Annotated in this window: 12 protein-coding genes; 6 read left to right on the top strand and 6 right to left on the bottom strand. The window is 36.1% G+C overall.

Going from position 1 to position 13,425, the window contains the following annotated elements; genetic code table 11:
• Nucleotides 1–6 precede the first annotated feature (6 nt).
• A complete protein-coding gene (locus H9Q20_RS00845; RefSeq protein ID WP_187478068.1) occupies nucleotides 7–2,895 on the bottom strand; it encodes a SusC/RagA family TonB-linked outer membrane protein in 2,889 nt (962 codons plus the stop codon).
• A gap of 536 nt (nucleotides 2,896–3,431) precedes the next feature.
• Between H9Q20_RS00845 and H9Q20_RS00850 the strand changes: the two genes are divergently transcribed.
• Together H9Q20_RS00850 and H9Q20_RS00855 are read left to right on the top strand one after the other, a co-directional pair.
• A complete protein-coding gene (locus tag H9Q20_RS00850; RefSeq protein WP_241154749.1) occupies nucleotides 3,432–4,493 on the top strand; it encodes a sensor histidine kinase in 1,062 nt (353 codons plus the stop codon).
• Nucleotides 4,480–5,181, top strand: coding sequence for a LytR/AlgR family response regulator transcription factor (locus tag H9Q20_RS00855; protein ID WP_124641631.1), 702 nt, complete (start codon nucleotides 4,480–4,482; stop codon nucleotides 5,179–5,181). The genes H9Q20_RS00850 and H9Q20_RS00855 overlap by 14 nt, the downstream gene beginning before the upstream one ends.
• Nucleotides 5,182–5,207: 26 nt before the next feature.
• Here H9Q20_RS00855 and H9Q20_RS00860 read toward each other — a convergent pair whose 3' ends face one another.
• Nucleotides 5,208–5,651, bottom strand: a complete 444-nt coding sequence (locus H9Q20_RS00860) for a carboxymuconolactone decarboxylase family protein (protein ID WP_187478069.1) — start codon at nucleotides 5,649–5,651, stop codon at nucleotides 5,208–5,210.
• 130 nt (nucleotides 5,652–5,781) lie between these two features.
• Nucleotides 5,782–6,681: a class A beta-lactamase, subclass A2 gene (gene bla / locus H9Q20_RS00865; RefSeq protein ID WP_124641635.1), complete on the bottom strand. Its 900-nt coding sequence runs from the start codon at nucleotides 6,679–6,681 to the stop codon at nucleotides 5,782–5,784.
• A gap of 309 nt (nucleotides 6,682–6,990) precedes the next feature.
• On the opposite strand from bla, the gene H9Q20_RS00870 reads away from it, so the two are divergent.
• The gene (locus H9Q20_RS00870; RefSeq protein WP_187478070.1) at nucleotides 6,991–9,213 is read left to right on the top strand and encodes a TonB-dependent siderophore receptor; all 2,223 of its coding nucleotides are present in this window, start codon (nucleotides 6,991–6,993) and stop codon (nucleotides 9,211–9,213) included.
• Nucleotides 9,214–9,319: 106 nt separating this feature from the next.
• On the opposite strand, the gene H9Q20_RS00875 is transcribed toward H9Q20_RS00870, so the two are convergent.
• Nucleotides 9,320–9,874 carry a DUF3365 domain-containing protein gene (locus tag H9Q20_RS00875; RefSeq protein ID WP_124641639.1) on the bottom strand — a complete coding sequence of 185 codons (555 nt, stop codon included), beginning with the start codon at nucleotides 9,872–9,874 and terminating at the stop codon, nucleotides 9,320–9,322.
• 148 nt (nucleotides 9,875–10,022) lie between these two features.
• Between H9Q20_RS00875 and H9Q20_RS00880 the strand changes: the two genes are divergently transcribed.
• From H9Q20_RS00880 to H9Q20_RS00890, 3 genes are all read left to right on the top strand, one after another.
• The gene (locus tag H9Q20_RS00880; RefSeq protein ID WP_316248111.1) at nucleotides 10,023–10,625 is read left to right on the top strand and encodes a Crp/Fnr family transcriptional regulator; all 603 of its coding nucleotides are present in this window, start codon (nucleotides 10,023–10,025) and stop codon (nucleotides 10,623–10,625) included.
• A 61-nt stretch (nucleotides 10,626–10,686) separates the two neighbouring features.
• A complete protein-coding gene (locus H9Q20_RS00885) occupies nucleotides 10,687–10,998 on the top strand; it encodes a rhodanese-like domain-containing protein (RefSeq protein WP_124641644.1) in 312 nt (103 codons plus the stop codon).
• Between the two features lie 271 nt (nucleotides 10,999–11,269).
• Complete coding sequence (locus H9Q20_RS00890) at nucleotides 11,270–11,701, top strand: GNAT family N-acetyltransferase (RefSeq protein WP_262385549.1); 432 nt, start codon at nucleotides 11,270–11,272, stop codon at nucleotides 11,699–11,701.
• 132 nt (nucleotides 11,702–11,833) lie between these two features.
• On the opposite strand, the gene H9Q20_RS00895 is transcribed toward H9Q20_RS00890, so the two are convergent.
• Nucleotides 11,834–12,556, bottom strand: a complete 723-nt coding sequence (locus H9Q20_RS00895) for a DsbA family protein (protein ID WP_124641648.1) — start codon at nucleotides 12,554–12,556, stop codon at nucleotides 11,834–11,836.
• A 91-nt stretch (nucleotides 12,557–12,647) separates the two neighbouring features.
• Nucleotides 12,648–13,412: a LytR/AlgR family response regulator transcription factor gene (locus H9Q20_RS00900; RefSeq protein WP_124641650.1), complete on the bottom strand. Its 765-nt coding sequence runs from the start codon at nucleotides 13,410–13,412 to the stop codon at nucleotides 12,648–12,650.
• Nucleotides 13,413–13,425: the final 13 nt, after the last annotated feature.

Below are 13,425 nucleotides of genomic sequence, written 5' to 3' on the forward strand. Positions count from 1 at the left end.
TTTGATTTAGAAAGTTACATTTAGATTAAGACCAATACTTCTTGTTGAAGGTTGAGAAAACACTTCTACACCTTGGAAAGCTTCGCCCGTACTGGAAACCATATTGGGATCGAATGGGATGTCTTTTGCTTTTTTGTAGATGAAGAACAGGTTTCTTCCGACCAAGGAGATGTTGGCTTTCTTAATGAAAGAATTTTTAGGGTTAAAAGAGTAGCCCAAGGAAAGTTCAGCCAATCTAAAGTTGCTCAGATCGTACACATATTCGCTGGTGTAGCCTTGTCTTCCACCCACTGCAGAATAATAGTCTTTTACAGAGATGCTGTAGTTTTGTCCTGCGCCATTGCTCACCATGATCATTCCGCCATTGGTATTTCTGGCATCGGCAGAAGCTTGAGAAACTCCGGCTTGGTCCAACATAGCTTGGGTAGTACTTACGGCTTTTCCGCCCATTTTACCATCAATCACAACATTCAACGATAGATTTTTGTAGTTGAAAGTATTCACCCAACCTCCGGTCCAATCTGGGAAAGGAGTTCCGGCATCGACCATTTTATTTCCTCTAGCCGTGTAACCGGTCACATTTCCGTTGCTGTCCAAGACTTTGTCAAAAATAGCAAGTCCATTGGCATCTCTCTCCAATTGTTTTACCATGATGGTCCCGAATCGTTCTCCTTCTTTCAGAACATATTGGAAAGAGTTATCCAACTCGGTCAATACCGCGACAACACTTCCGTTAGGCTGTCTTAGTTGATCGGATAATGATTTTACATAACTTTTATTGGTTCCGATATTGATGGTAGAGCTCCATTCGAAGTTTTCATTTCTAACCGGTATTACATTAAGGCTGGCCTCAATACCTTTGGATTCGATATCACCACCGTTAATGGCCCATCGCTTAACACCCAAAGAATTGGCTGCTGCCTGAATTTCGAAATATTGATTGGTGGTATTGGACTTATAGTAAGTTAAATCGAGGTTAACTCTGTTTTTGAAGAAACGGCCTTCAAGACCAAATTCTAAAGATTTTTTTAGTTCGGGTTTCAGATTGATACCCGGGAAACTGGAAACTTCAGGTTCTAACAACACACCGCCTTTTAGTTTTCCATAAGAACTGGAACGGTTGTCTTGGATGTAGGATGGAATATCGTTTCCTACTTGTGCAAAAGCACCTCTTACTTTAAGGAAATTAACATTTTCGCCAAAATCTATGTATTTATTAAGAATGGTAGATGCACCGATGGATGGGTAGAAAAATCCTTGATTAAGTGTACTGGACCAGTCTTTTCTGGCGGAGATATCCAAATATACGGCTTTATCATAACCCAACTGTACCGTTCCAAAAACCGAACGAACTTCTTTGTCTGTTCCAATAGAATTTCCAATACCTTGTGTGGAAGTAAAATTGCCTAAAACGAAATAATTCGGAATTTTCAGACCGTTACCTTGGGTGTATCCAGAATCGGCAAAGGTTAGGTCTCCCAATTTATAATCGTTTCTGCTCACACCCAATACTGTGGTAAGGTCAAATTTATCAAAAGACTTATTCACAGTTGCTAAAAAGTCCATGTACCATTGGGTATCTACGCTGTTCTCTTGTATGTATCTTCCGTTCGCGGTAGCCAAAGTTGCATCGGTAGATGCGTACATTCTTCTTTGGTATTTTCTGTTGACATAGTCATAAGAAGCACGCCCTTGTAAGGTTAACCAGTCTGTAGCTGCATAAGAAATGGATCCTTTTAGGTAAGCTCTTTTGTTGTTTTCGTCGGTTGCAGCACGATTTAGAATCCAATACGGGTTTTGTTCGATATCGCTTGAGTACGCCGAGTTCGGGAATCTCACTTGCTTATTGATGTAATCGATGGGATCCAACTTTTCGAAATTATTGATGTAGTCTCCAAAATTTTCACCTCTTGGGAAAGCATATACGCTTACCAATGGGTTAAAATACAAACCACTTCCCGGTCTGTTGTGATAAATTTGTTCTGAAACATTTGCCGAAGCATCGATTTTCAATTTATCATCAAACAAATTAATATTTTCTCTAAAACTGATGTTGTTCTGATTCATCTTACTCGTTGGTAATGTCCCATGAGAAAGGGAATTGGAGTACGATAGGTAACTGGACGACACTTGGTTTCCTGCACTTAAAGATACCGAGTTGATGGTGGTAACTCCTGTATCGAAAAATTTCTTAGCATAATTTTCAGAGCTTCCTTTAGCTCCCCAACTTTGTCCACCTTTTCCTGGTGTAGATGCTAAATATTCGTATTGCAACTTTGGCATATAAGCCGCCGATTCTACCGTGGTATTGGAGTTGATGTTAACAGAAACTTTTCCAGCCTTTCCTTTTTTAGTGGTAATAAGGATAACTCCGTTGGCACCTTGACTTCCGTACAAAGCAGCTGAAGCAGCACCTCTAAGAACTGTTATGTTCTCGATATCGTCCGGGTTGATCATGGACAGCACATCGCCACCGTCTCTACTACCCCCTTCGTCACCAAAAATTTTATACGGTTGTGCCGGCGAAGTATTGGCAATCGGTACACCATCGATAACATAAAGTGGTTGGTTGTTTCTGGCAGAAGACTCGCCTCTTAAAGTCACCTTAACAGAACCCGCCACACCGGAGGAGCTTCTGGAAATGTTCATCCCGGCAACACGACCGGACAGACTGTTGATGGGATTGGCATCTTTCACCTTTACCAAAGCATCGCCACCAATTTCTTGTGCAGAATAAGTCAATGCTCTCTTTTCTTTTTTGATTCCCAATGCGGTAACAACTACGCCTTGGATGTCTTTAGTCTTTAAACTATCCGTTTTACCCGATTGTGCCGATGCAAACGCAAAGGTGGAGGATAAAACCACAACCAAGACTGAATTTGTAATTTTTTTCATATTTCTAGGTTAAATTTTTATTTCTTTTTTTTTCGATAACGATAACTTTTTCTCTTTTTTCGAGGTATAAAAAATGATCAATTCTCGATTTTTAAATATATTTAATATTCATTGGCACTCAAAAAAAAATTAAACCAATTGAGCTTAATTTTCTACCAACGACATTCTTTTATTGACCATCAACAATACGGCTTAAAGTTTTAATGGATAATTAACAATAATTTCAGCCTAATTTTAAACATTTGTTTATGCAAAAAAGATGGTCAAAAGTAAAATCCTGTAATTTCAATCACAAAATCACAGCAAAAATGCACAATCACAAAATATTTGTTATATAATAATAGATTTTAACAGTTTAATACCAATATTTTCAATAAACAACCTAATAATCATCATTATTAATAAAAATTCAAAAAACAAAACACTTCATTATCATTAAATTAACCCAACTTAAAAATATTTTTTGCAGGGCTATTGATAAATTTTTCTATTTTTAGAGCCTTTAAACATACCATAATTAAGAAAAACCACAGTAGATGGAGAGTAACATGACCAATAAATTGATCCATTTTGAGATTAAAATATTACACCATTTCTTATTTTGGTTCGTATATTTTTTCCTAAATTTTTTACGCTGGGGATCCTACTTCAATGATTATTGGTACTCGTTAAAATCCAACCTGATCGAGTTTTCGCTCATCATACCATTGGTTTATTTCAATTTATTTGTATTGGTACCTAAGCTAATACTAAGGTCCAAATACATCCTATACATTTTTGCATTACTTTGTAGTTTACTGCTCTTGTATCTGATGAAAACAGGGCTTACCTATTTCTTGATTTCTAAAAATATTTGGCCAGAAGCCAATAGAGAGTATCATTCTTTTGACATCAACCATATTGTTGCAGTGGTAATTGGCGAATTGTATGTTGTGGGTATGGCAACTTCGGTCTATTTTACATTGTATTGGCTGAAGGAAAGAGAAAGAAACCGAGCTTTGAGCGAAGAACAATTAAAAATAAAAGTTCGTAGTTTGGAATTGCAAATACAACCGCATTTCTTTTTCAATACATTGAACAATCTTTACGCTCTATCACTGTCCAAATCCGAATTGGTAGCACCCACCATCATCAAGCTATCCAAACTCATGAAACACCTTATTTATGACATCAAAGAAAGTAATACTGTACTGATGACAAAGGAGTTGGACTATATTCAAAATTATATTGATATTGAAAAGCTAAGGTTTAAAAATATAGAAGTTCGTACCAACATCAACACGGATCTTAGTGGAATTGTTGTGCCACCCATGATTTTTATAAATTTTGTAGAAAATGCGTTCAAACATGGTGGATTCAATGATATTTTTCGAATAAAAATAAATTGTTCTCTAAAAAACAAAAAATATCTTACATTTGAAGTCATCAACAATTTTGACCCGTCCAAAAAGAAGAAAATAGAAAGCGGAATTGGGAATGAAAATGTTTTGGAACGATTGCACCTTTTATTTGGTAAAGAATTTCAGTTTCAACACAGTACCAAGTTGAATTATTATATTGCTAAACTAGAAATCCCGATTAATTATGAAGAAAATTAGTTGTGTTATTATCGATGACGAACCTTTGGCTCAGGAAGTCATCCAAAATTACCTGAAAACCTTTCCTGATTTTGAGGTATTAGCTGCATTTCATAACGCAGTAGAAGCTTTGGATTTCCTGAACAAAAACCAAGTCGATGTTTTATTTGTCGATATCAATATGCCCATTATTTCAGGTTTCGAACTGATAAAACTCTACGATAACAAGCACAAAACAAAAATTATTATTACCACAGCGTACAGAGAATTTGCTGCCGAAAGCTACGACTTGGATGTCTTGGATTATTTGGTGAAACCCATCCCAATCTCTCGTTTTATCAAGTGCATTAACAAAATTGAAAGCACCTTTAAAAAGCCGGAAACCGCTGCTCCTAAGAACGATTTCATCATCCTGAAAGTCGATAAAAAAATGGTAAAATTATACCATGACGACATTATTTTTGTTGAAGGCATGAAGGAGTATGTGAAAGTAATAACCCCTGAAAAGTCCTATATCACGCACAGGACGCTAACTTCGGTTTCTGAAGAATTACCCAATCAGCAATTTTATAGAGTTCATAAATCGTTTACCGTTTCTTTGGATAAAATAAACTCAATTGAGGGAAATCTTCTGCACATTTCCGGATACAAAATCCCGATTGGCAGGACCTATACCAAAGAGGTGAAATCAAAAATATTGGAAGGGTAACCAATGCTTGTTGCCCTTCCATTATTTTAATCTTTATAAATCAACTTTGTTGCTACTGCAATTCTGTTCCAAGCATTTATGGTTACAACGAGCATGAGAATTTGAGCGGTCATTTTTTCTCCAAAAAACTGAAGCATTTTACGATGTGTTTCGTCCTGAACTCCTTCCTGTGCGATATTTGTAACTTCTTCAGTGTATTGCAAAAGGGTTCTTTCTTCTTCAGAAAAAAGATGCGATTCATGCCAAACCGAAACGGCAAATATCCTTCGACTGCTTTCGCCCAAATCCAAAGCATCTTCGGTATGCATGTCCAAACAATAGGCACAACCGTTAATTTGCGAGGCTCTGATCTTTATTAATTCTTTTAGTTTGGGATCCAGATCACAACTTTTCCCCCAATTTTCTAAAGCTAACATCGCTTTAAAAGCAGATGGATCCATTTCATTAATGGATTTTCTATTCTGATTCATTTCTTTATTGTTTATTGGTTAAGTACTTGACAAAAATTGAAAAACAACATAGAAACATAGTATTTATAACAATAAGGGTGCATTATGAGACTATGCTGTTTCAATTAAATTATTTTGTTAGATACATGAATTAAAGTTTATTGGCTAAAAAATAATCGTAGGCCGCTTTGGAAATTTCGGCAATTATCTTTTCGTTTTCTGCATCATTTTCTTTAGACTGCGTTACAAAAACCGTAATTACAAAATAATTGCCATTAGGCAACATCACAATGCCCATATCGTTGCACGCTGCGAGTACACCATCTTTCCTGCCAGAGGTACCGGTTTTGTGCGCTACGATTGTTCCGTTGGGCAAGTTTCCTTTCAAACGATTTTCTCCTGTGTTGGTTTCATGCATAATTTTCCAAAGGAAATCGTGGCTTTTTTGTGATAATAATTTTTTGTCTGTGTAAAACTTATATGCAATTTCAGATGCTGCATGGGGTGTTGTCCAGTTTTCATACATGGCATCCCAAGTAGCTTGCATTTCTTTTTCGGTAAGCTTTATAGAAACATTTTTGATGCCTTGACTTTTGATGTAGGCATCTACATTTTTTGGAGAACCCAGTAATTTTAACAACTCGTCGCAAGCGATATTATCGCTTTTAGACACGGCATATTCCAACAGTTGAGCTACGGTAAAAGATCCACCTTCGGGGTTATCATCTCGCATGGGACTCCAAGTATTCGGATACCAATCGGATTTTTTTATGTCAACTTTTTGATCCAAAGAAAATCGACCACGATCCACCTCTGAAAGCACGGCCAAAGCAATGTGAAATTTATACACGCTTTGCATGGGAAGTTTTTCTTGTCCGTTAATGGAGGCCACTTCCCTACCGTCTAAGTTTAAAATTGAAACTCCGATTAGCGCTTTTTTATCGGATGTTATTTGGTTGATCTTATTCTGAAGATCACCTCCTTTCTTGTCTGCCGTTTTACAATTTAAAAGTATAAGCAGTAGGCTAAGTATAAAAATGCTTTTTTTCATAATGAATTTTATCAATGCAATTTATGATTTTATTTGAAATCTATAAATCCCTATTCAGGACAAATTATCCTATTTAATCCACATTTTTGTTTTAAAAAGAACCTAAAAAAAGGATAAAAACATCTTTATTTTATTAAGATTTTATTCTTTTTTAGAATTATTAAAAATAAATAAGCGTTTAAGATTGTCATAAAACACTTAATACCAATATATTAACATTATAAATTATGAGTTCTTTAACAAAATGACATTCATCATGTTGTTATTTAGAATAATTAAAAATAAATTTGCACTCGTAAAATAAAAGTTATGAATAAATATATTGCAACCTCAGTACTTATCTTATCTGGAGTACTTGCCAATGCCCAAAATCAAACAAAAGATTCCATCAAACAAAAAGAAATTGAAAAAGTTGAATTGTTTGGTGTTGCTAAACAAAAAACCCAAGGTCTAGAAGCCATTACCAGACTTCCTCTAAAAACCAGAGATCAAATCCAAAGTATTTCTGTAATTTCTTATAAAGCCATTGAAGAATTGGGAGCAATGACCCTAACTGAAGTAGCACAAAATGTACCTGGCGTTACTCGTTTTTCCAGCTATGGGGGTTCTAACGAAAGTATGACCATCCGTGGATACCGTGGGGTTCCTGTATTGAAAAATGGGGTTTCTATGGACTCCGATTTCCGTACTGCAGGGATGCTTACCGATATGCAAGGGATAGAGAATGTGCAGGTTATCAAGGGATCGGCTGCCGTTACCCAAGGTATTGGTGATGGTCTGGGATCTGCAGGTGGGGTGATCAATGTGGTGACTAAAACTCCAAGATTCATCAATTCTGGAAATGTAGGTTTCCGTTACGGAAGTTGGGATTTTTACAGACCAACACTAGATGTACAAAGAGTTTTGGATAAGCAAGGTAAGGTTGCGGTTCGTTTCAACGGTGCATATCAAAATAACAATTCATTCCGTCCTTTTGTTCAAGGTGAGAGGGTTTATGTTAATCCGTCCGTAGCTTTCCGTCCGGATGATAAAACCAACATTGTATTGGAAATGGATTATTTGTACAACAACCAAACTCCGGACAGAGGTACCATCAACACAGCAAATGGAGATACAGAAGCTTTGTATCACATGCCTAAAGATAAATTTTTGGGTTATGCCAGCGATTATAACAAAACTGAGGCTTATAATTTTGCCATTTCTGCCGATAGAAAAATCTCCAATAAATTTAAAGTTAGAGCCACATACATCCAAGCAAACAGAACTTCCGATAGCGAAGCTTCATCCATTGCACCGGTAAAAAATGCAGGCTACACAGTAAGACAAAGAACGATTGGTAAATCGGCAAGCGAAGATATTAACAAAGTATTCCAATTCGATTTTATCGGTCAAGATATTCAGACAGGACCTATCAAGCATTTGTTCCAATTAGGATTTGACTGGAAAGAGTCTAAAACATCTTATGAGACCTTTAATGCTTACAAAAATTCGGTTTCCAATGCCAATTTAATCGGTTCAACCAATCCTTTGGATGTTATTGATGTGGTGAACGGATCAATTCCTAACCACCTACCTGTACATGTAGTTTACGCAAGCCAAGGATGGTCCAATGCTGTGCTTACCCCAACTTATGGGTTGATGGCACAAGATGTTATGCAGTTTGGGAAATATGTGAAAGCACATCTGGGAATCCGTTATTCTAACCTAAACGGATCTACAAGAAGAGTGACCGATTCTTGGAATCCTTCCTTCGGATTAATCATTTCTCCTATTGAAAATGTGAATGTTTTCGGGTCGTACACAACAACAACCTCTCTAAGATCGGTAAACAATGTACTACAAACGGGTGGTTTCGTAGGTCCATCTCATACCAAACAATGGGAAGCAGGAATTAAATCGGATTGGTTTGGCGAAAGATTGAGATTTAATGTAACCCTATTTGATATCAACACCGACAACCTATCGTACAGCATCTTGGATGCAAACTACAATCCGGTAAAAGATTCAGAAGGAAATACACTTTATGGATTGGCAGGTAATCTAAGAAGAAAAGGTGTAGAAGTAGAATTAATCGGTAGAATCTTACCTAACTTGCAAGTGATGTCCGGATACTCTTATTTGGATGCACAATACCAAGACAGCCCGGCTTATGTAAACGGATCTGCACCAATGAACTCTGCAAAACATACTGCAAACGGTTGGTTGAATTATAAATTTGATCACGATTTACTAAAAGGCCTCGATATAGGTGCAGGGATCTATTTCGTAGGAGCCAGACCGGTAGACGAATGGACACAAAAGACATTCACCAACAGCCATGTAAACTCTGTAAAACCAGGTCTGAAGCCGTTCGACATGCCGTCTTACACTACGGTTAATGCACAAGTTGGATACAGCTTCCAAAATTATTCTGTGAGAGCATATCTTAATAATATCTTTGATGCGGTGGGTTATACTTCTTATTTTAGAGGAGGTTACATCGACCAAATCCAACCAAGAAACTTTGCAGTTCAATTAAACTACAAATTTTAATTTTTTCAAACCTATTAATTATTTTAAAGGCAGTCGTGAAAATGACTGCCTTTTTTACTTTTCAATGTATAATTTTCTTTAGATTCGCATTTTTCATTTTTCAAAATCACTTACTACTTACCACAAATAACCCACGGATTTCATTGACTTTATAACCCGTTGCCAAATCGTTCGGATAGAGTTTTTTCAACTTCTCAGCCGTCTTTAGTTCTATCGTTTCACCCGCAACTCCATGGCACTTCAAACATTGGGAATTGGTCACAATGGGTACATAAAGTTGGTGGTCTTTCATCACCGCTCCCACTTCCTTACCTTCCAATAACTGAGCTTTATAACGATTGATGAGTGCGATCTCCTGAGCATTGGCCTTATTTTGTGGATTTCTATTTTTATCCGATACCCTTTTTATTTGAGTTTGATGCTTTACAGCAACCGACTTGGTCAATGGCAATGCATTGATGTTACAAAATTCCAATGCATTTTCGGTTCCGTTTTCTTTAATTTTTTTCATTAAAGTACCCATCAAAAGTTCTTTAGTTTCTTGTACATAAGCCAAAGCTTTTTCTTGATCCAAAGGCGTTGTAGCCGTTTTATTGGCCGTACAAGAAACCATCAAAAATGATAGAGCAACAATTGCAGTAGCGGTGATGTATCTTTTCATAGTTCTCCAAATTTTAGTTCATTCAAAGTTATTCAATCAAAACAAACTCCAATGTGACCGTGGTTACAGAATAGATATCAGGAAATGAATTACTTTACCCAAATATTTTGAACACAAAATTATTATTGACTATTTTTGAAAGATGAACATGATGGAACAATTTAAAACCGAACTAAAAGACGAGATAAAAAACTCGGGCGAACTGAAAACTTTTCGAACCGGAACGGTAATTTTGGATGTGGATTCTTATGTCAATTACATTCCTATCGTCGTTTCTGGAAGTATAAAAGTGATACGAACTGAAGAAGATGGCAGAGAAATCCTCCTCTATTACATACAACCTGGAGAAAGTTGCATTGTCTCTATCCTTTCTGGAATGAAACAGGACAAATCCAAGATACGCGCCGTAATCGAAGAAGAAGCCGAAATATTAATGGTCTCCATCCCAAAAGCCAAAGAATGGATTAAAAAATATCCGGAATGGACCGATTTTATTTTCACTTTGTATCAAAAAAGATTCGAAGAACTTTTAGAAGTGGTCAATTCTGTAGCCTTCCAAAAAGTAGATGCCCGAATTTTGCATTTGCTAAAACAGAAAAGTCAGCTCTACGAAAGCAATGAAGTCACAGCTACCCATCAGCAATTGGCCGACGAGTTGGGCATATCCCGAGAGGCGACCAGCAGAACGCTAAAGCAAATGGAGAAAAATAAACTCATCGTATTGTCCAGAAATAAAATTACGCTTTTGTAATCTTCATCACCAAAAAAAATAGGAAGATTGCATAAGTTTGCAAAAAAATAAAGAGATTGTTATGTTTGGATTTTTTAAAAAACTTTTAGGATTGCAGTCGGTCGATTTTGTCGAGCTGAAAAGAAACGGAGCAATCATTATAGATGTAAGAAGCAAAGTCGAATTTGCTGGTGGACACATCAAAGGATCGTTGAACATCCCTCTGAATACCCTTTCTCAAAACCTAAACATTTTGAAAGATAAAAACAAAACCATCATTACTTGCTGTGCATCCGGGATGCGTTCTGCAACTGCCAAAGGAATTTTAAAAAGCAACGGATATACCCAAGTGTTCAATGGAGGTGGATGGCACAGCCTGAACAATAAAATATAAAAACACCTATTTATATATCAAAACTCCTCTGCAAACCGTATTGCAGAGGAGTTTTTAATTTTTACTGAAGCCAAAAAGGATTTGTGGTTAAATTTAAAGTGAAAATTTTGTTCTAAAACTGAACTTAATTCTGTACTTTTATTCTCATAATTGGTTTTTGTGTGGCTTGCTAAATGCATAAAGAACATTTATTAATTTACAAAAAATCAATTTTTTATGAAAACTTTCAGCAATTTATTTCACTTATTTTCAATAAGTTGTGATTTTTGTTTTGTATTTAGAAATTATATATACTATGCTAACCTACCAAATAGAAAAAAATCTTAGTGTTGAAGAATTTACCGAAGTATTAATAAACTCAACATTGAGCGAAAGACGACCAGTAAACGATCCCGGCAGAATTGCTAAAATGCTGGAATACGGAAATTTAATTGTTACGGCTCGTTTTGATGGGAAAATAATTGGTGTAGCAAGGTCTTTGACAGACTTTTTTTATTGTACTTATTTGTCAGACTTAGCCGTTGATAGCAAATTTCAAAAACAAGGTATTGGAAAAGAACTTGTACGACTAACAAAATTAGAAACTCCAAAAGCTAAACTTATTTTACTTGCTGCACCAAAAGCAGTAAATTATTATTCAAAAATCGGTATGACAAGACACGAAAATTGTTATTTTTTAGAAAACATAACCGATTTGAAATAGTTTATTAACCGTTTTTTATAAACCAAAAAATAGTCTATAAAAATTAAATCTCCTCTGCAATACGATTTGCAGAGGAGATTTGATTTTTATTGAAGCCAAAAAAATGGGCTTAATCCCTAAAGAACACCTATTTTATTCACAATTTCCATTGATATCGCAGCGGGCTCCATCATCGATTATTTCTAATTTTGAAGGCGTCGTTTTCTTCCAATCTTCATAGGATTGTTCCAAAGTTTTTAGAAATACATCAACAGGTTGGGCTCCAGAAACTCCGTATTTTCTGTTAAAAACAAAAAACGGAACTCCGGAAATTCTCAAATTTCCAGCTTCTTGCATGTCCTGTTGCACTCGGTAGGCAAAAGTTTCATTGGTCAATGCATCATCCACTTCCTCAGGACTCAAACCGTTTTCTACGGCAACTTGCTTTAAGATTTCTGGTTTTGCCAAATTCAATCCCTTTTCAAGATATGCCGAGAAAAAAGCTTCAGACATTTTTGTACCAATGCCTTTATCGTGGGCTTTGTGCAACAATCTGTGTGCATTTTCAGTATTGAATCGATACGAATTTTCAAAATCAAAATTCAACCCTACAGCATGTGCACTTTGTTTTATATGCACTTGCATTTGTTCAATTTCTGCTAGCGATTTATTGTATTTTTCGGCCAAACCTTTATTCAGATCATAACGATCATCGGGGTTATGGCTGAACTGTGGGTCGAGTTGAAAACTTTTGAACTCCAACTCTATTTCAGAGGAGTGTTCAAATTTTTCTAAAGCCAATTCATAATTCTTTTTCCCGATATAACAGAATGGACAGACAATATCGCTCCAAACTTCTACTTTAAATTTTTCCATGTTGAATGTATTTCTTGACGGTTATCACCATTGAATGAGGACAAATATACAGGGCTTTTACCAATCATCAAAACGAAAAAAACAATCGTTGTCATTGGTTCATCCAATCCTTCCAATCGTTGATTTGCTGTTTGCTGACAAATACATCGGACTCCGTATCCGGTGAGGGTTGCAGTTTCAGCTCAATTTTTTGACTGGAATGTTTTATGACATCGGAAATGGCACCGATGTTCACAATAAATTTTCTATTGATTTTGAAGAACAAATTGGGATTTATTTTCCCAATAATATCTTTAATGGTGTCTTCATAAATGTACGATTTTTTGTCTTTTGTCGTGATGAACAAGTATTTTCCTGAAGCAAAAAAATAAGCAATATCTTCTTCCTGAAGCGATTTTAGCTGATGCCCATCGGCAACCAAAAAGCGGCTCATCAACTTGGGCTGATCGATCAAGTCCAATTTGGCTAATTTTTGTATCGAATCGCTGGGATTAAAATTTTCTAAAATGGACAAAAATTTTTCCAAAGCGGATAACAATTGCTCCTCTTCATAAGGTTTTAACAAATAATCAATGGTAAAATGTTTAAACACTTTTAGGGCATATTCATCATAAGCTGTGGTAAAAATGATGGGTGTTTTCAGTTCAACTTCTTCAAAAATTTCCAAACTTTTACCATCGCCCAAATGGATGTCCATAAAAATGAGATCGACGGTGTTTTCAGAAAAAAAATCAACAGCTTGTTTCTTGGATCTCAAGCCGGTTATGGATGAAATGGACACCAAGTTTTGTCTTTCTAAAATTTCTTTCAGATAGTTCTGTGCGAGGATTTCGTCTTCAACAATGGCAATTTTCATGATGGTACAAAAA

Source organism: Amniculibacterium sp. G2-70 (genome assembly GCF_014353055.1).
Lineage (GTDB): Bacteria > Bacteroidota > Bacteroidia > Flavobacteriales > Weeksellaceae > Amniculibacterium > Amniculibacterium aquaticum.